Origin of the sequence: Variovorax terrae, assembly GCF_022809125.1 — a bacterium.
Taxonomy (GTDB): Bacteria; Pseudomonadota; Gammaproteobacteria; order Burkholderiales; family Burkholderiaceae_C; genus Variovorax_A; species Variovorax_A terrae.
Genome location: NZ_JALGBI010000001.1, coordinates 2,523,620 through 2,540,325, shown reverse-complemented (window position 1 = coordinate 2,540,325; position 16,706 = coordinate 2,523,620). Strand labels below are relative to the sequence as shown.

The window sequence follows — 16,706 nt, the reverse complement described above, 5'->3', positions numbered from 1 at the left end:
TTCAATGGAGGTCATGATGAGCAAAGCTAACTGGAAACAATCGGTTCTGACTCGCGCCCTGCTGGCAGGCAGCGTTGCGGCCTTGTGCGTGCTGGGGGGCTGTGCCAGCGATGGATCGCTCAACCTGGGCGGAGGCGACGCCGGTGGCAGCGGCGGTGGCACGGGCGGTGGAGGTGGCAGCAATGGCGGAGGCAATGGGGGTGGCGGGACCATCGCAACGACGCCGATCGCAGACATCATTCAGAAAACGGGCGATTCGACCAGCACGCTGGGTTCGGCGGTCGGCAGCCTCGGCACGGAAATTTCGCGCGCGCTGCCCAGCGCCCTGGGAACGCAAACCAGCGACGGTCTCAAGGGCGTCTTCGTGAACACGGGCAAGGCCGTCGACGCGCTCGGCGGCGGCCTGACCCAGGGGCTGGGGCAACTGGGCAAGACCGACGATCCCGTCGGGACGACGGCGGGCAGTCTGGGGGGCGTGGTGGTGCACGCCGGCAAGGCGGTGTCCAGCCTGGGCGAAACCGTGAGCGGGCTCGGTGGCGCATCGGCCCTCCAGCCGCTGGCCCCCGTGACGGGGCCGGTCGGCGGGCTGGTGGATCAGGTGGGTGCGGCCGTCAGCCAGGTGGGCACCCAACTGGGCACGCAACTGACGACGGGGCCGGTGAAGCAGGTCACGCGCTCGGCCAGTTCGCTGATCACGCCGCTGGCCACCTACACGCTGCGGACGACGCAGGATGTGGGCCATGCCACGGGCCTGGGCCAACCCGTCAGCAACCTGCTGGGCATCGTGGGCGGTACCGTGCAGCAGATTGGCGTTCAGGTCGCGGGCAATGGCAAGACGCCCGTGATCTCCGAGGTCGGGCACGTCGTCGACAACACCGGCGCCAGCGTGGCCTTGCTGGGGGGCGTGGTGTACCTGCCTGACCGCGTTGCCTCTCCCGGTGGCGGCCTGCTGGTGCCCGTGACCGGGTTGCTGGGCGGCCAGGCGAGCGGCGGCGTGCTGGCGCCGGTGACGGGCCTGGTGGGCGGTCTGACCGGTGGCAATGCAGGCGGCAATCTGCTCGCCCCGGTGACCGGGCTGATCGGTGGCCTCACCGGTGGCACGGGCGGTGGCGTGCTGTCGCCGGTGACGGGCCTGGTGGGCGGTCTGACCGGCGGTAACACGGGCGGCAATGTGCTCGCTCCCGTGACCGGGCTGATCGGCGGCCTCACCGGTGGCACGGGCGGCGGCGTACTATCGCCGGTGACGGGTCTGGTGGGTGGCCTGACCGGCGGCAACACGGGCGGCAACGTGCTGGCTCCTGTGACTGGGCTGGTCGGAGGCCTGACCGGTGGTACGGGTGGCGGTGCACTGTCGCCGGTGACGGGCCTGGTGGGCGGGCTGACCGGCGGCAGCGCAGGTGGCAATGTGCTGGCCCCCGTGACCGGGCTGGTGGGTGGGGTCACCGGCGGCTTGACGGGTGGCACGGGCGGCACTAACAATGTGCTGGCACCTGTCACCCAATTGGTCGGCGGCCTTCTGGGAGGGGTGAAACCTTGAGGGAGGAATGAGCCGATGCTGCGTGCCCTGACGTTGCTGTTTTTCTTCGCGGTCATGGGCACGGCGGTCACGCCGCCCGCACGGGCTCAGGCCGGTTCGGGCAACCCGCTGGACACGCTGCCCAGAGCACAGGAGCCTCGACAAGGCGGTGTCGCAACGGAAGTTGTGCCACCGCCTTCGCCTTTTCAGGCCTTGCGCAACGGGGTCATCACCCCCAGCCGCTTTGACGTCGAGGGGGTGCAGTCGATTCCGTTCGACGATGTCGCGGGACGCTTTGCCCCGCTGGCTGGGCAAAGCATCACCATCGGACGCCTGCTGGACGTGGCCCAGGAGGTGACCCAGCTCTATCAGCAGCGTGGCTACGCCCTGTCGTTCTGCTTTATCCCCCAGCAGGATTTCAAGGATGGGGTGGTGCGCATCATCGCCGTGGAAGGGCATGTGTCCGAGGTGCGCATCGAGGGAGAGGCGGGCCGGGCCAGGCCGAAGATCCGCGACATGGCCGAGCACATCCGCCAGGACAAGCCGCTCAGGCAGCAGACCTTCGATCGGTATATCCAGTTGCTGGGCCAGTTGCCTGGCCTGTCGATCCAGGCCAGCGCGCCACTGCCGGTGAACACCGACGGCGCCACGGTGCTGACGCTCAAGGTGAGCAGCAAGCCGTATTCGGTGTCGGTCGGGCTCGATTCGTACCAGTCGAAGCCGCGCGCCCTGGTCACGGGGATTCTGAACAACCCGCTGGCGGCGGGCAGCCAGTTGCGGGCGTCTGCCATGGCCTCCACGCTCAGCGAAGAAGAGTACTACGCGTTCCAGTATTCGCAATGGGTGGGCAGCGAGGGGCTGAGTTTCAAGATCGATGCCTCGCACTACCAGGGCAATCCCGACGCGCAGTTCAACCTCGACACAGGAACCCGCCGCAAGGTGACGAACGACCGGCTCGAATGGTCTGCCAGCTACCCGCTGGCCTTGTCCAAAACCATGAGCATGGTGGCCAGTGCCGGCGCGTACGGCGTCAACTACACCGACGACTACGCCAACCCTGTCACGGCGGCTGCGGTGGCGTACGACACCCGCGTGCGCGCCGTGTTCGGCCAGCTCAGCTACACGCTGTCGCAGCCCGACCGCGCGCGTCGCCTGAGCGTGATGCTGGTCCGGGGCCTGGATGCCGCGGGAGCGCTGGCACGCGCGAGCACCAATGTGCCGGGGTTGATGGTGACGAACCCCGTGGACCTGGACTTCACACGCGTGCTGTTCCAGGGCAGCCAGAGCGACAGTTGGCCGGCGCGCATCGGAACGGTGCTGTCGATGGCATTGCAGTACAGCCCGAATGCACTGCCCACCACCGAGCGGGTTTCGTTCGGGGGCCTGAGATGGGCACGCGGCTATGCGCCTGGCGAAACCTCAGGGGACTCCGGATGGGGCGTGGGGTTCGAGCTGAATCGCCGCTATGCCTGGGAGATCGGCCCTCTCAAGCAGATCCAGCCCTACGTCCTGCTGGAATCCGCTCGCGTCTACAACAAGCAGGGCACGCCGGTGCCGGCGCGGCTCAATTCCGTGGCCTTCGGTGCGCGGCTTTCAGATCAGCGCTACTACAGCCTCGATCTGTCGCTGGCCAAGCCCACGGGTGAACTGCCCATCGAGAATCCGGCACGCCATCTCCGCTGGAATGCGAGCCTGAATTACCAGCTGAATCCGCCTTGAATTCGGACCGTTTGTTAAGGCTGTGTAAAAGTGTTTCAAAATGAGAAATTGTTGAGTATGTTTGGCGTGTTTACAACGAATTTCAGGTGTTTCAGACCTTTTCTGTGCGTATCTATGCTGCTAGGATGAATTCGTCGGTGATACATAAAGATAAAAATTGACAGAAATGAATCTCTCTGTCTGACAAAGAGAGTGCAAGCAAAGTCTCTGTATTTTTGTGATTAAGGTTTTTCCTGGAGGTAATCATGAAAGAGTCTGTTGTTCGTTTCCTGCGCGATGAAGAAGGCGCCACCGCCATCGAATACGGCTTGATTGCCGGTTTGATTGCAGTCGGATTGCTCACCTCGCTCACCAATATCGGGACCTATCTGGCGGTCATCTTTACCAAGATCGCGACAGCCATTACGGCCGCAGGCACACCCTGAAGCGGCCAGAGCCCTGCCAGTCCAGCACTGAAGCGCAAACTTGAATCCCATGGGGTTCGGGTCGAGCCACCTATTGCTCGCGTGGCTCCTGATGGCGATTGTTTGGGATTGCCGTATGCGGCGCGTTCCCAATGGGTTGGTGCTGTCAGGTGCCGCTTGCGCAATGCTCGCGCTGGCTGTCGGGGGTTCGCCCTTCCACATCACTTTTCTGCAGGCCCTGCTCGGCGGGGCCGTGGGCTTCGCCGTGCTGCTGCCGTTTTACGCAACCGGTGTGATGGGGGCGGGCGACGTGAAGTTTGCTTGTGTTGCAGGCCTGTGGTTCGGGTGGCAGCCTCTGCTGCCCATCTGGGTGCTGGGAAGCCTGCTGGCCGGGATGCATGCGTTGGTCTGGCTTGCGGTCCATCGATGGAAATGGGGCGGGGCCATGAGCATTGCGTTTCCGGGTGCGCGGTCAAGGGCGGATGCTGCAGATGAGCCGCACGCCGAGGGGCACCCGCCCGGTGGATTCTTGACGAGATCTCGTCAGCGTCAGATCCCGTATGCAGCGTATCTGGCGATCGCCGCCCTGGCGATCATGGCGGTAGGGCCGTAGGTTGAGGCCAGGGCTAGGAGTTGGTGGAAGGTGTGGGCCCGGGTTCGGGGCCCAGGAACGAGATTAGGCAATTCAGGGCCGACATCACCCAGGTTGAAGATCTGCAAGGGCAGACAGGGTGATCGTTCCGGGCGCGGGCAGTTTTTGCGTGAAGTGGTTGCTGGTGACAAGCGGAGGTGGGCATGAGGCAAAAGTACAAAAGGCCCTCGGAGACTGCGCGCAGGCTCTTGGGGGTGAACTCGTGTATACGGCGCCGGCAGCGGGGCGCGACTGCGATTGAGTTCGCGCTGATCTTCCCGGCTTTCTTCATCATTTTTTACGCCATAGTGACCTATGGGCTGATCTTTGCCGCGCAGCAGACGTTGACGCTGGCGGCGGCAGAGGGCGGCCGCGCGGCGGTTCGCTGGTAAAACACGCTGCCCCAGCGCGTTGCAACCGCCTGCGATGTGGCGAGTGCTCCGCTGGCATGGCTGCGGGGCATGAAGGGGCTGGGCACGAGTGCCGCCTGCAACTCCGATGCCAGCAGCCCCGGCGTCTATGCGTCCAGTGGAAACTGCACCTACACCAGCGGTGGCGTCGTTTTGACGTGCGTCACCGTGACGGTGAACTACGACTATGACGGCCACCCGCTGGTGCCGCATCTGTTCGGCAACTTCCTGAAGCTTCCCACGCCGGGGCGTCTGGTGGGGCGAGCGGTGGTGCAGGTCAGCCCGACCTGAGGCTGTATGAAAAAAATCGCATGCGTTGATGCTGCAGGGGAGTGAGTGCCATGCTGAATTTCACGAAGATCATTGCGGTCTTGCTGGTGGTGATTGGCGTCTTGCTGGGCGCGTATGCCTGGGTCCTGAGTCGTGCCCCCGCTGCGCCGCCACCGGCTGTCGTGTCCGGGAGCTCGGCATCCGTGCATGCAGTGGTGATCGCTGTCAAATCGCTGCCCGCAGGACAACCCATCCGGGTGGAGGACGTGCGGGTGGAGCAGTTGCCCATTCAGTCTTCGGATACGTTTCGGGACGCGGGGGCGGTGGTCGGCAAGGTTCCAGTAATTGATGTGGGTGCAGGCACTCCGATTTCAGCGCAGCAACTGGCCACGGGGCTGGCGGAGAAAGTTGACGAAGGCGAGCGCGCCGTTGCCATCAAGGTGGATGAAGTGGTCGGTGTGGGCAACAAGATCCGACCGGGCGACTACGTGGATGTCTTTTTTCTGCTCAAGCGTGACAACGGCGAGATCGATCGCAGCCAGTCGCGTCTGCTTCTTGCCCGAAAGCGGGTGCTTGCCTATGGGGTTGCCTCGGTGGACAGCATGTCGGCGGCGTCCTCGCAAGGCGGCAATGCCACGGCCGTGCCCCGCACCGCCGTGCTGGCGGTGCCCGTCGACGAAATCAACCAGCTCGCATTGGGCGATGCCAATGGTCGCCTGCTGCTGGCTTTGCGCAACCCCAAGGATGCGGCCGTGCCCGACCCCAGCCTGTTCACACCCTTGCCCGTTGCGATGGTGCAGGCCTCCAGGCTCGGCAAGTCGGACCTCTCCAAAGAAGATCGCGCGCTGGCCGGCACGGCGCTGGCCGATCTGGTGACGCGTGGAGGCCGGCCCGCGGCGGTGCCGCCAAAGGGCAGCGCGCCGCAGCGTGTCGCCAAGGCCGCCGGGCAGGGCGCCGTCGCCACGACCGTCGAGGTGATCCGCGGCAGCAAGCAGGAAGTCTTGACGTACTGAGATTGACGAACAACAGGCAACAGGGATTTCAAATGAATTCAAAGCTCCTTCATGTGTGGCCCTTCTTGGTGTTGCTGGGGACTGCGGTGCCGCCGGCCGCGGCGGCCGAGGCGCATCAGCTTGCGCTGACCGTGGGGGCGCAGCAGGAGCTGGTCTGGGAGAAAGGGCTGGATCGCCTGGCCATTGGAGACCCTGCCGTGGCCGATACGGTGATCATGAAGGCCGGCAAGAGCGCAGGCGATGCCCGTGTACTGGTGGTCGGAAAAGCGCCTGGCCGCACCACGCTGATGATCTGGCCCAAAGGCCAGAAAACAGCCATCAGCTACGACGTCCAGGTGTCCGGTGCCGCCAGCGCTTCGCTGCTGGGCGCCGATGCCAAGTCGCGCGTCGATGCGTATGGCAAGACGGTGGTGATCGATGGCGTGCTGCCCGATATGGCCAGCCACAACCGGATTGCCGGCGTGGCCAACGAAGCAGCGGGCAAGCCGGTGCTGGTGGACCGATCGACGGTCGCCGTGAAAAGCAACACGGTGCAGGTCGATGTGAAAGTGGTCGAGTTCAGCAAGAGCGTGCTCAAGGAGGCCGGTTTCAACATCTTCACCAATCGCAATGGCTTTGGCTTTGGAGCATTTGCCCCCGGCGGGCTCAAGAGCATGACAGGCGGAGGGTCGCTCGACCCGATCGCCTTCACGGGCGCGAGCCCGTTGACACAGGCCTTCAACCTCGTGCTCAGTTCCAGCCGCAGCGGCATCGTGACCAATCTGGGCATTCTGGAAGGCAACGGCCTGGCGCGCGTTCTGGCGGAGCCGACACTGGTCGCGCTGTCGGGCCAGAGTGCCAGTTTCCTGGCAGGAGGCGAAATCCCGGTGCCTGTGCCCCAGGCCTTTGGGACGGTGAGCATCCAGTACAAGCCCTTTGGCATCGGGCTCATGCTGACACCCACGGTGCTGTCCAACGACCGTATCGCGCTCAAGGTGGCGCCGGAAGCCAGTGACCTGGATTTCAGCAACGCGGTGACCCTGAACGGTGTGTCGGTGCCCGCCATCACCACGCGCCGTGCCGACACGATGGTGGAGCTCGGCGATGGCGAGAGCTTCGTGATCGGGGGCCTGGTGAGCCGGACCACAGTGTCGGACCTCGACAAAATTCCCATGCTGGGCGACATCCCGGTCCTGGGCGCGTTTTTCAAGCGGCAGCACTACCAGCAGAACGAGCGGGAACTGGTGATCGTGGTCACACCGCATCTTGTGAAGCCGATCGCCAAGGCGACCGACCTCCAGCCGCTGCTGCCCGGCCGTTCGGAGCAGAGGGAAGGCGCCGTCTGGCAATCCTATCTTGCCGGTGCGGCGTCCAGAGATGCCTTGCCCGGGTTTTCGGACTGACAAGGGATGGACCCGACCATGAACGCCCGGCATGACCCCGCCATCGAGAAGAGCGTGCCCGCCTACCTCTTTGCGTCCGACGCGATAGGGCACAGCCAGTGGCTGTCCGAGGCGTTGGGTGACAGAGGCGTGGTGGAGTCGGTGGCCATGAATGCGCCGAGGTTGATCGAGCGCATTGCAGCCTTCAACCCTGCCGTTGTGCTGCTGGATTTCTCTTCAACCCAATCGGTGCCGGCGGCCGAACTGGCTCAGGCAGTCCGGCGGGTGTACGCCCACCTGCCGGTGCTGGGCACGGGCTGGGTGACGGAGCCCGCCGCAACCTTGTCGGCCTTGCGGGCCGGGGTGGACGATTTTCTGGACATGGCTTCCGCCCATGAGGACGTGGTTCTTTTCCTGCATCTGCTGGCCGAGAGGCGCAGCCAGAAGCCGTCCTCCAAAGGGCGCCTGGTGACTCTGCTGGGAGGGCGCGCGGGTCTGGGGGTGAGCACGCTGGCAGGCAATCTTGCGATCCTTCTGCAGCGAACTGACCTCGAACAGGGACGCAAGCAGCGAAACATCGCCTTGCTCGATCTGGGATTGCCCTGTGGCGATGGCATGCTCTATCTGGATGCGCATGGCGACTTCAGCTTTGTCGATGGAGTGCGCAACCTCAAGCGCCTGGACCAGACCCTCGTGCAAACCGCGTTGACCCGCCATGCCAGCGGCATCGGCGTGTTGCCGCTGCCTGCCAATCTGGCCCAGATGCGGGAAATCTCTCACAGTGATTCCGTGGCGCTGGTCCGGCGACTGCGTGATTTCTTCGATTTCCAGGTGGCTGACCTTGGCGGTTTTTCCAATTCGGACTTCATCGCGCAAGTGCTGCGCAGTGCGGATGACGACCGTGTGTGGGTGGTCTGCGATCAGGGCATTGCTTCCATTGTGTCCACGGCCCAGTTGCTGAGCGACTTGCGCGAGCGCGGCGTGGATACGAAGAAGGTGGGATTGGTCGTCAACAAATTCGATGCCCGTGTCGGCATTCAGGCCAGGGACATTGCGGACCGATTGGAACTGGGGCTGGACGCCGTGCTGCCGGCGCGCAGCACGTCGTTGCTGACAGCCGCCAGCCGCGGGGAAATGCTGGCCAACATGACCCGCAGCGATCCGTATGTGCAGGCCGTCGAGGGCTTGGTGAAATCCCTGCTGCACGGAAGCGCCGCGGCCGCCCATGGGGCTGCCGGTGCGCGCTGGGCGCAGCAGTTGTCGCGGTTCGCCGGTAAATGGATGGGGGGAAGCAATGTCCAGCGAGGTTGAGTTTGCCGATGACAACCAGGCCTTCCTGGACTCGCAGCAGTTCCAGGACATCAAGGCCTGGGCACATGAGCACCTGCTGAGCAGGATCGAGGAACTGGGGGCTGAGTTCGGGCGATGGTCCCGCACGGCAATCCGGCAGTTCGTCGACCTGGAGCTGGACAGCTTCGTGCGCCTGCAGCGCATCCCCATCAATGACAGCGAAACCCGGCTGATCGGCGAAGCGCTGACCAAGGAGCTGTCGGGATTCGGCCCGATCGAGGATCTGTTGCAGGATCCTGCGGTCGAGGACATCCTGATCAATGGCTACAAGCATGTCTACGTGTCCCGGCGCGGGGTGCTGCAGCGCGTCTCCCTGCGCTTCTCGGACGATGAGCACCTGCTGCGCATCGTGCGCCGCATCCTGGCACCCATCGGCCGGCGGCTCGATGAGTCCAACCCCATGGTGGATGCCCGGCTGCCCGATGGCGGGCGCATCAACGTCGTGATCGAACCCCTGGCGATTGACGGCCCCGCCGTTTCGATCCGGAAATTCAGGCGCGATCCACTGAGTCCCGCGGAGCTGGTGCAGCTCGGCACCTTCGACGCCACCATTTCACAGCTACTGGAGTTTGCCGTCAAAGGCCGGTGCAACATCCTGGTCAGCGGAGGCACGAGCTCCGGGAAAACCTCGCTGCTCAATGCGCTGGCAACCTTCATTCCTGAAAGCGAACGCGTGGTGACCATCGAGGACACGGCCGAACTGTCCTTGAACCACCCGCACGTGGTCCGGCTCGAAAGCCGCCCCGGCGGATTTGACTCCACGGGTGTCGTGGCGATCCGCGATTTGCTGCGGAACAGCTTGCGCATGCGCCCCGACCGCATCATCGTGGGCGAGGTGCGAGGCGGCGAGGTGCTCGAGATGATGCAGGCGATGAACACGGGGCACGATGGCTCCATGGGCACCATCCACGCGAGTTCGCCCCGGGAGTGCCTGTACCGCCTTGAGATGCTGGCGGGATTTGCCGGCTACCAGGGCAGCGAAGTCAGCTTGCGGCGCCAGATCGCCAATGCGGTGGACTTCATTCTGCAAATCGGCCGGCTCTCCAATGGGCAGAGGCGCATTCTTTCCGTCACGGAGGTGACGGGGCTCAACGACAGCATGGTGGCCATGCAGGAGCTGTATCGCTATGAGCCGGGCGTGGGGCCGAACGGCGAAGAGCGCGACCGCTGGGTTTCTCTTGGCATCACGCCTCATTCGCCCAAGCTCGCCAAGTTCCGCCAGGCCTTGCAGAAACTCAATGGGAGCGGCCATGTCTAGCGCCACGCTGGCGTTGGGCAGCGTGGCGCTGCTGCTGGTGGCGGCGGGCTTGTCAGGCTGGCTGTGGACGGTCCGGCGCCAGGAAGGGCGGATCGTCGAGCGCCATCTCGACCGGCGGCTCGCGGCAGAGGTGCGGCCTCGCGAACCTGCATGGGCCGACGGGGATGTGGCCGGCGCGGGACCGGCTGCCGATAGCGAAGCGATGCCGGCGGCGCCTGCCCGGATCGCCTGGGCCGTGCCAGCATGGTTCCTGGGCGCTGCCAGCCTGCAGACCCTGGTGGCGTGGGTGTCGCTGGAGTTGATCGCGGTGCTGTTGACTGTCTTGTCCGTGGGCTGGGTGGCGGGCTTGGCGATGCTGGTGCTCCTTCTGGTCTTCTCCGTATTCAGCTTGTGGTTTCGCATTCAGAAGCGGCGCGAGAAGCTGATCAGCCAACTGCCCGGATTCCTGGATTCCATGGTGCGTCTGATCAACATCGGCCATTCAACGCATGCCGCATTCCAGATCGCCGTGCCGGGAACGAAGATCCCCTTGCGCGGGTACCTGGACAACGTCAGCCTCCTGGTGAAAGCCGGGGTCGATCTGGAGCCCGCGCTGCTGCAGGTGGCTCGCAATGTTCGCGTCGAGGAGCTGCATCTACTGGCCGCCGTGCTCGGCTTGAGCGTGCGCTATGGCGGCCGTGCGGACGTCCTGCTCGAGCGGATGGCCAACTTCATGCGCGACAGCGAGCAGGCCGCCCATGAACTCGTGGCGCTGTCGTCGGAGACCCGTCTGTCGGCCTGGATTCTGGGGCTCCTTCCTGTGGCCGTGGGTGGGGCCATCATCATGATCAACGCGGCGTATTTCACCCGGATGTGGAATGACGAGTCCGGGCGAACCTTGCTTTTCGGTGCCCTGGGCTTGCAGGTCTTTGGTGCTTTCTGCCTGTACCGGCTGGCTCGCTCGATCTAGGCGGCAAACCATGCTGAACTCTCACTTCCTGCTGGCTTCGGGTATCGCGTTGCTGGCGCTGGGCCTGCTGTTGATGGCCGGCGTGCTCTTGGCGCAGCAATGGGCGCGCGCGCGCCGCGAGAGGGTGATCCACCGCGCGATGGAGCGACGCACGGCGGTCGTGGTTTCCGAGCCGGATGACGCTGGGCAGGCTGGCACGCCGTGGCAAGAGCCCGGCCATTCGGCGCACTGGCTGGAGAGCCGGCTGGGCCGGGCACTGGTGGTGGACGAGGACCGGCGCCTGATCGAACAATGCGGGTTTCCCGCGCTGAAGGCACAGCTGTGGTTTCTGTTCTCGCGGCTCGGCCTGGCCATGGGGCTGCCATTGCTGTATGGCCTGTTGTCGGCAGGACGGTCGGCGGGGGGCATGCGCTTTTTCTTCTGGGCTCTGGCGTTGACGGTGGGATTCCTCGGGCCCAAATGGTTTCTCTCCTGGTATGCCGCCCGGCGCAAGGAGCGTGTCATCCACGAGCTGCCGCTGTTCGTCGACCTCATCCGGCTGTTGCAGGGGGTGGGGTTGAGCCTCGATCAAAGCCTGCAGGTGATTGCCAACGATTTTCGAGGCATCCTGCGGGTGCTGGGCAAGGAACTCGAAACCGCGAATCGCCAGTACAGCCAGGGGCGCACCCGGGAGCATTCATTGCAGCGCCTGGCCCAGCTTCACGACAACGAGAACATGGTCAACCTCATGGCATTGCTGGTGCAGGTGGACCGCCATGGCGGAGCAGTGCAGGAGCCCTTGCGCCAGTTCAGCGAACGCCTGCGCGAGCGGCGCAGGGCCGAACTGAAGGACCGCATTGGAAAGATCACCGTCAAGATGACAGGGATCATGGTGACGACGCTGCTGCCGGCGCTGATCATCGTGACGGCCGGCCCAGGCTTTCTGGCCGTCATTCGTTCACTCGGGGCCATGGCACGATGAAAAAACCGCTCCACACCATTGCGGCGGGCTGCCTGGCCATTCTGGCCAGTGCCTGCTCCACGGCGCCATCGGGGTATGGCATTGCAACGGGCCCGCGTCCCCCTGCGGCTTCGGTCGAGGACCCCCAGGTCAATACCGCGGCAACCTATCTGACGCTGATTCGCCAGATGCAGCAAAGGGGGCTGTGGTTTGCCTCGCTGGCCCACATCGATGCGCTGGAGCAGCAATGGGGTACCTCGCCGGAAGCCGCGCTGCTGCGCGCAGATGCCTTGCGGCAGACAGGACAGGCAGCCTCCAGCGAGCAGGCCTATCGCAAGCTCATGGGAACGGCTTTGGAGGCGGCCGGCTATCGCGGTCTTGGTCTGCTGGCGGCAGCGCAGGGCGACTACGCCCGCGCCATCCAGATGTTCGAGCAGGCCCAGCGCCGCAGTCCTACGGATGCCCTGCTGCTGAGCGATCTGGGCTATGCCTACATGAAGGCAGGCCGCCTGGCTCAGGCACGCATTCCCATCATGCAGGCTGCGCAGTTGCAGCCGGAGATGCCCAAGGTGCAAGGCAATTTCGCGCTCTACCTGCTGGTCGATGGCAAGCCGCAACAAGCCGGAGCCCTGATGGACAAGCACGGCATGCCCGACGAGGTGCGCGCCGTGATTGCACGGGAGGCTGCCGAGATGAGACTCGATTCAAGCAGCGCGGGCGTGCCAATGTCAGAGGCGAGGCTGCAAGAGGGGATGAACATGCCGCTCACCCTCAAGACCTCATCCTCGCTGCTGTCGACCGGCAGCAGCGAGCGATGAACGGGAAAGCCTGAGGGCTGGAACACATCAACGAATCAATGACAGGAGGTTCCCATGCTGACACGAGAAAACTTCAGGGCTGGTTTTGCGTTGCTGAGTGCCATGGGGCTCCTTGCGGGGTCCGTCCATGCTCAATCGACGGGGTCTTCTGCGGACTCGCCGAATACACCCGCGGCCGTGGCTGCAGGCCCGGGAGCCGATGGGCCGGCGAGAGGGCTACGTGTGGGCGATGCGACCCGTCAGTTGCTTGAGCTCCAGCGCAACAGCACAAGCCCGGCGCGTCCCATCCCGGGGGAGCAGGCCGGCCTGAGCTACCAGCGCTACCTGAACAGCTTCAACCATGCCATTCCTGAATTCATGAGTTCTACCGTAGGCAAAACGAACTCCGGGAAATAGGGGGCGGCATGCGGGACCGGCATCAGCCAAGGCGCGCGCCTGCATGGCCACGGCAGCATGGGGCCGTCGCCATGCTGGGAGCCATCTGGCTGATGGTGGCCGTGATCTGCCTGATGAGCATCGATATTGGCAACGTGTTCTGGCAGCGGCGTGAAGTACAGAAGATCGCGGATCTCGCGGCCCTGGCGGGGGCAGGGGTGGTGGCCGGTGGATGCGCCAATGCGTCCGCGAATGCGCTGGCCAACGCCGGTTTGAATGGCTTGCAGACCACGGACAGCGCCGCCGTGACCTGCGGCAACTGGAATCCAAGGGATCCTCGCGGCGCGGCGGATGCCACGGCGAGTCCGCCGCGCTATTTCCGCGTGTCGGAGGTTCCACTCAATTCGGCACATGTGTCGGTGTCGCGGACGGTGCCCTATTTCTTTGTGTTCAATTTCTTTGGCGCGGGCGGTGCTCCCGCATCGCGCACCGTCACGGCCGAGGCGACGGCGGCGCGCACCTCACCCCTTGCGGCGCTGAACATCCAGAGCACGCTGGTGACGGTGGACAGCGGCAAGTCGACCTTGCTCAACTCGGTGTTCGGCGGCCTGCTGGGAGGCACCCTCAACCTGAGCGCCGTCGGCTGGCAGGGGTTGCTGGATACCAACATCAATCTACTGAGCTACCTGGACCGGCTGGCGCTCAACCTGGGCGTGGCTGCGGGCGACTACAACGCACTGCTGGCGACGCAGACCACCGTGGGCCGCCTGCTTCAGGCCGCCGTCGACGTGCTGGGCAGCGGCAGCGCCGCGTCCACGGCCATCATTGGCCTGCAGGGCATCGTGGCCCCGGCGATCGGCGCGCTGCCGCTCGAACTCGGGGACGTGCTTCAGCTTCAGGCTGGTACGCAGGCGGCCGGCTTGAACGTCGATCTGCAGGCGTTTCAGCTGATCCAGGGCGTGGTGCAGCTTGCCAATAGCAAAAGCGCGGTGTTCGCTGCCGTTCCTCTCTCGGTTCCCGGCATTGGAACGGCCACGGTCAATGTCAAAGTACTGGAGCCGCCGCAGCTGTCGGCGATCGGCAATCCCGAACTGGCCAAGGCCGACCCCACCGGGCCGAACGGGATTTTCGTGCGGACGGCCCAGGTGCGGACCCTGCTGTCGGTCGACCTGACTTCCAGCCTGACGAGCCTGGTTTCGGGGCTGCAAAGTACGCTGGACGGCCTGCTTTCGCCGATCACCAACCTGCTCAACAGCGTGCTGACGCTGAACCTGGTGGACGTTCTGAGCAACCTGTTGTGCATTGGCTGCACCCGGAACGTCACGGATCTCTTGATCCTGCCGGGACCTTTCCGTTTTGACGTGAACATCGACGCGGCAGCGGGGCAGGCCCGCATCACGGATTTCACATGCAATTCCAACACGAGCAAGTCGCTGACCGTTCCCGCGTCGACTTCGGCGCTCAATGTGCGCATCGGCAGGATGGGCTCCAGCGCGGCCGATGCCGCGAACAAGGTGTTTGCGAGCCCTAGCGCGCCGACGGTGGCGCCCGTGCCCCTGATCGATATCGGCGTCAAAACATGCACTCGCACCTGTGTCGTGTTGTGCATCAGCAGTTGCCAGCCGCGCCAACCCTTTGCGGGCGGTGGCATCGGCCTGATGACGAACACTTCGCTGGCGGGGGCTTCGCAGGGGCTGACATACTCGGCGCCGCCTGCGACGGACCTTCCCGACATCACCAGCGCGCCGGCCTACCAGTCGATTTCCTCGTCCAACGTCGTCAACAGCCTGTCCAGCACCCTGTCGGGCGTCAGCATCCAGATGTATAAGCCCCTGGTGTCCGGCAGCGGCCTCGGGGACTTACTGGCGGGGGCCGGTTCGGTCATCAGCACGCTCGTCAGCCTGCTGCAGTCCGCGGTGTCCACGGTCCTTTCCCCCTTGCTGGACCCTTTGGTCAACTCCCTGCTGAAAACGCTCGGCATCACCCTGGCCCAGAGCAGTGTAGGCGCCCGCCTCACCTGCGATGGCTCCGTTGAACTGGTGTACTGACGATGCGATTTTTTGCACCCCCATCCAGGCAGTGTGCTTCGGGCGCCTTGAAGCCTCTTCATCCAGGCCATCCATGAGAAACCTGTTCCATTTCGACGAACTCGACCTCTATGTCTGGGAGGGCAAGGCAGACGTGCTGGACCGCATTGCGCGCTGCATGGCCAGCTTCGACGTGGAGGTGATCCGGGCCGACGGTATTCCGCTGCCGCAGGACCGCTCGAGCACGCGCGTGGCATTGGCCATCATCAGCGTGACCGTGATCGACGGCGGCGGGCTGCCGCTGGCTTCCGAGGTGGTGCAGGGCATGCCTGTGATCTGGGTGGCCGCCGCGACACGGGAGCGTGACTCGCGCAACTATCCGCCTGAATACCTGCACATCCTGCCCTTTGATTTCACCTGCGCCGAGCTGCGCACGCTGGTGACCAAGCTGGTGCAGCAGATCCGCGCCAACGGTGCCAAGCCGGAAAAACCCGACGTGCTGGTGGCCAACTCCGAGTGCATGCAGGCGCTGCTCGCCGAGGTGGCGGCTTTTGCCGACTGCGACCACAACGTGCTGGTCCACGGGGAAACCGGCGTGGGCAAGGAGCGCATCGCGCAGCAGTTGCACGCCGGCCATGGGCAGTATGGCAAGGGGCCCTTCGTCGCGGTCAATTGCGGCGCGATTCCCGATGGCCTGTTCGAGTCGCTGTTTTTCGGCCATGCCAAGGGCTCGTTCACCGGCGCTGTCCATGCGCACAAAGGCTACTTTGAGCAGGCCACGGGGGGCACGCTGTTCCTGGATGAAATCGGCGATCTGCCACGCTACCAGCAGGTCAAGCTGCTGCGTGTGCTGGAAGACAACACGGTGACCCGGCTGGGCTCCACGGTGGCCATCAAGCTCGACTTCCGCTTGGTGGCCGCCACCAACCGCGACCTGCGCGACCTGGTGCAGCAGGAGGAGTTTCGCTCCGACCTGTTCTACCGCCTGGCGGTGATCGAGCTCCACGTGCCCACACTGGAGGAGCGGGGCGCCATCGACAAGATCGCGATCTTCAAGGCGATCATGACCTCGGTGATGGGAACGCAGCCGCCGCCCAACCCGCCGGACCTGCCGTATTGGCTGACCGATGCTATTGCCGACATGTATTTCCCCGGCAACGTGCGCCAGCTGCGCAATCTCGCGGAGCGGGTGGGCGTCATCGTCCGGCAGACGGGTACCTGGGACCAGCCCCTGATCCAGCGTGCCTTGTCGCTGGCGCGGAGTTCGACGCCGACGCCGGAATCCATGGCGGCCGACGGCAGCGCACGCAAGAACTGGAATGCGGGTGAACGCAACCGCATCATCGCGGCACTGGAGGCCAGCGAGTGGAAGCGCCAGGAAACGGCCCAGTACCTGGGCATCAGCCGCAAGGTACTGTGGGAAAAAATGCGCAAGTACCAGATCGTGGACGGAGAGCCGGGAATTCCGGAGGCTTCGTGACGGCGGCGGGTGTGGAGACTGGAGCGGGTGAAGGGAATCGAACCCTCGTATGAAGCTTGGGAAGCTGCCGTTCTACCATTGAACTACACCCGCGTCTGAGTGGCGGCAGGCCGGCCGTGGCCGAATCTGCCAGGAGCGATGCTAACTGGGATCCCCAGCCGATCATCGTTCTCTATCGATTATCG

Annotated in this window: 14 protein-coding genes, 1 tRNA gene and 1 pseudogene; 15 read left to right on the top strand and 1 reads right to left on the bottom strand. The window is 64.5% G+C overall.

All coding sequences use genetic code 11. The features are described from left to right. Window positions 1-16 precede the first annotated feature (16 nt). From MMF98_RS11950 to MMF98_RS11880, 15 genes and pseudogenes are all read left to right on the top strand, one after another. Window positions 17-1,537: a collagen-like triple helix repeat-containing protein gene (locus tag MMF98_RS11950; protein WP_423837620.1), complete on the top strand. Its 1,521-nt coding sequence runs from the start codon at window positions 17-19 to the stop codon at window positions 1,535-1,537. A gap of 15 nt (window positions 1,538-1,552) precedes the next feature. Continuing rightward, window positions 1,553-3,235: a ShlB/FhaC/HecB family hemolysin secretion/activation protein gene (locus tag MMF98_RS11945; RefSeq protein ID WP_243306491.1), complete on the top strand. Its 1,683-nt coding sequence runs from the start codon at window positions 1,553-1,555 to the stop codon at window positions 3,233-3,235. A gap of 245 nt (window positions 3,236-3,480) precedes the next feature. Continuing rightward, window positions 3,481-3,660, top strand: coding sequence for a Flp family type IVb pilin (locus MMF98_RS11940; RefSeq protein ID WP_243306490.1), 180 nt, complete (start codon window positions 3,481-3,483; stop codon window positions 3,658-3,660). Window positions 3,661-3,709: 49 nt separating this feature from the next. Continuing rightward, window positions 3,710-4,252 carry an A24 family peptidase gene (locus MMF98_RS11935; RefSeq protein WP_243307384.1) on the top strand — a complete coding sequence of 181 codons (543 nt, stop codon included), beginning with the start codon at window positions 3,710-3,712 and terminating at the stop codon, window positions 4,250-4,252. Between the two features lie 182 nt (window positions 4,253-4,434). Next, window positions 4,435-4,971, top strand: a pseudogene (locus MMF98_RS11930) (TadE/TadG family type IV pilus assembly protein). Between the two features lie 50 nt (window positions 4,972-5,021). Then, the gene (cpaB, locus tag MMF98_RS11925) at window positions 5,022-5,963 is read left to right on the top strand and encodes a Flp pilus assembly protein CpaB (RefSeq protein WP_243306489.1); all 942 of its coding nucleotides are present in this window, start codon (window positions 5,022-5,024) and stop codon (window positions 5,961-5,963) included. 32 nt (window positions 5,964-5,995) lie between these two features. Further along, a complete protein-coding gene (locus tag MMF98_RS11920; RefSeq protein ID WP_243306488.1) occupies window positions 5,996-7,345 on the top strand; it encodes a type II and III secretion system protein family protein in 1,350 nt (449 codons plus the stop codon). A 6-nt stretch (window positions 7,346-7,351) separates the two neighbouring features. Continuing rightward, the gene (locus MMF98_RS11915) at window positions 7,352-8,635 is read left to right on the top strand and encodes a CpaE/TadZ family protein (protein ID WP_243306487.1); all 1,284 of its coding nucleotides are present in this window, start codon (window positions 7,352-7,354) and stop codon (window positions 8,633-8,635) included. Beyond that, window positions 8,619-9,932, top strand: a complete 1,314-nt coding sequence (locus MMF98_RS11910; protein WP_243307382.1) for a TadA family conjugal transfer-associated ATPase — start codon at window positions 8,619-8,621, stop codon at window positions 9,930-9,932. The genes MMF98_RS11915 and MMF98_RS11910 overlap by 17 nt, the downstream gene beginning before the upstream one ends. Further along, window positions 9,925-10,881 (top strand): type II secretion system F family protein, encoded by a 957-nt coding sequence (locus MMF98_RS11905; protein ID WP_243306486.1) that lies wholly within the window; start codon window positions 9,925-9,927, stop codon window positions 10,879-10,881. Before MMF98_RS11910 ends, MMF98_RS11905 begins: the two co-directional genes overlap by 8 nt. 10 nt (window positions 10,882-10,891) lie before the next feature. Continuing rightward, window positions 10,892-11,842: a type II secretion system F family protein gene (locus MMF98_RS11900; protein WP_243306485.1), complete on the top strand. Its 951-nt coding sequence runs from the start codon at window positions 10,892-10,894 to the stop codon at window positions 11,840-11,842. After that, a complete protein-coding gene (locus MMF98_RS11895; protein ID WP_243306484.1) occupies window positions 11,839-12,639 on the top strand; it encodes a tetratricopeptide repeat protein in 801 nt (266 codons plus the stop codon). The genes MMF98_RS11900 and MMF98_RS11895 overlap by 4 nt, the downstream gene beginning before the upstream one ends. A 54-nt stretch (window positions 12,640-12,693) precedes the next feature. Next, window positions 12,694-13,035 carry a DUF3613 domain-containing protein gene (locus MMF98_RS11890; RefSeq protein WP_243306483.1) on the top strand — a complete coding sequence of 114 codons (342 nt, stop codon included), beginning with the start codon at window positions 12,694-12,696 and terminating at the stop codon, window positions 13,033-13,035. A gap of 71 nt (window positions 13,036-13,106) precedes the next feature. Continuing rightward, on the top strand, window positions 13,107-15,062 hold the full coding sequence (locus MMF98_RS11885; protein ID WP_243306482.1) for a TadG family pilus assembly protein: 1,956 nt from the start codon (window positions 13,107-13,109) through the stop codon (window positions 15,060-15,062). Between the two features lie 73 nt (window positions 15,063-15,135). Then, entirely contained in the window at window positions 15,136-16,521 is a 1,386-nt protein-coding gene (locus tag MMF98_RS11880) for a sigma 54-interacting transcriptional regulator (RefSeq protein ID WP_243306481.1), read from the top strand. A 19-nt stretch (window positions 16,522-16,540) separates the two neighbouring features. Here MMF98_RS11880 and MMF98_RS11875 read toward each other — a convergent pair. Beyond that, window positions 16,541-16,614 (bottom strand) — tRNA-Gly (locus MMF98_RS11875). Window positions 16,615-16,706 lie beyond the last annotated feature (92 nt).

Bases quoted from the DNA above. Each gene is read 5' to 3' on its own strand.
- cpaB (WP_243306489.1), top strand. From the start codon at position 5,022: ATGCTGAATTTCACGAAGATCATTGCGGTCTTGCTGGTGGTGATTGGC.
- MMF98_RS11900 (WP_243306485.1), top strand. From the start codon at position 10,892: ATGCTGAACTCTCACTTCCTGCTGGCTTCGGGTATCGCGTTGCTGGCG.
- MMF98_RS11890 (WP_243306483.1), top strand. From the start codon at position 12,694: ATGCTGACACGAGAAAACTTCAGGGCTGGTTTTGCGTTGCTGAGTGCC.
- MMF98_RS11905 (WP_243306486.1), top strand. From the start codon at position 9,925: ATGTCTAGCGCCACGCTGGCGTTGGGCAGCGTGGCGCTGCTGCTGGTG.
- MMF98_RS11880 (WP_243306481.1), top strand. From the start codon at position 15,136: ATGAGAAACCTGTTCCATTTCGACGAACTCGACCTCTATGTCTGGGAG.
- MMF98_RS11940 (WP_243306490.1), top strand. From the start codon at position 3,481: ATGAAAGAGTCTGTTGTTCGTTTCCTGCGCGATGAAGAAGGCGCCACC.
- MMF98_RS11950 (WP_423837620.1), top strand. From the start codon at position 17: ATGAGCAAAGCTAACTGGAAACAATCGGTTCTGACTCGCGCCCTGCTG.
- MMF98_RS11945 (WP_243306491.1), top strand. From the start codon at position 1,553: ATGCTGCGTGCCCTGACGTTGCTGTTTTTCTTCGCGGTCATGGGCACG.
- MMF98_RS11915 (WP_243306487.1), top strand. From the start codon at position 7,352: ATGGACCCGACCATGAACGCCCGGCATGACCCCGCCATCGAGAAGAGC.
- MMF98_RS11910 (WP_243307382.1), top strand. From the start codon at position 8,619: ATGTCCAGCGAGGTTGAGTTTGCCGATGACAACCAGGCCTTCCTGGAC.
- MMF98_RS11885 (WP_243306482.1), top strand. From the start codon at position 13,107: ATGCTGGGAGCCATCTGGCTGATGGTGGCCGTGATCTGCCTGATGAGC.
- MMF98_RS11935 (WP_243307384.1), top strand. From the start codon at position 3,710: ATGGGGTTCGGGTCGAGCCACCTATTGCTCGCGTGGCTCCTGATGGCG.
- MMF98_RS11920 (WP_243306488.1), top strand. From the start codon at position 5,996: ATGAATTCAAAGCTCCTTCATGTGTGGCCCTTCTTGGTGTTGCTGGGG.
- MMF98_RS11895 (WP_243306484.1), top strand. From the start codon at position 11,839: ATGAAAAAACCGCTCCACACCATTGCGGCGGGCTGCCTGGCCATTCTG.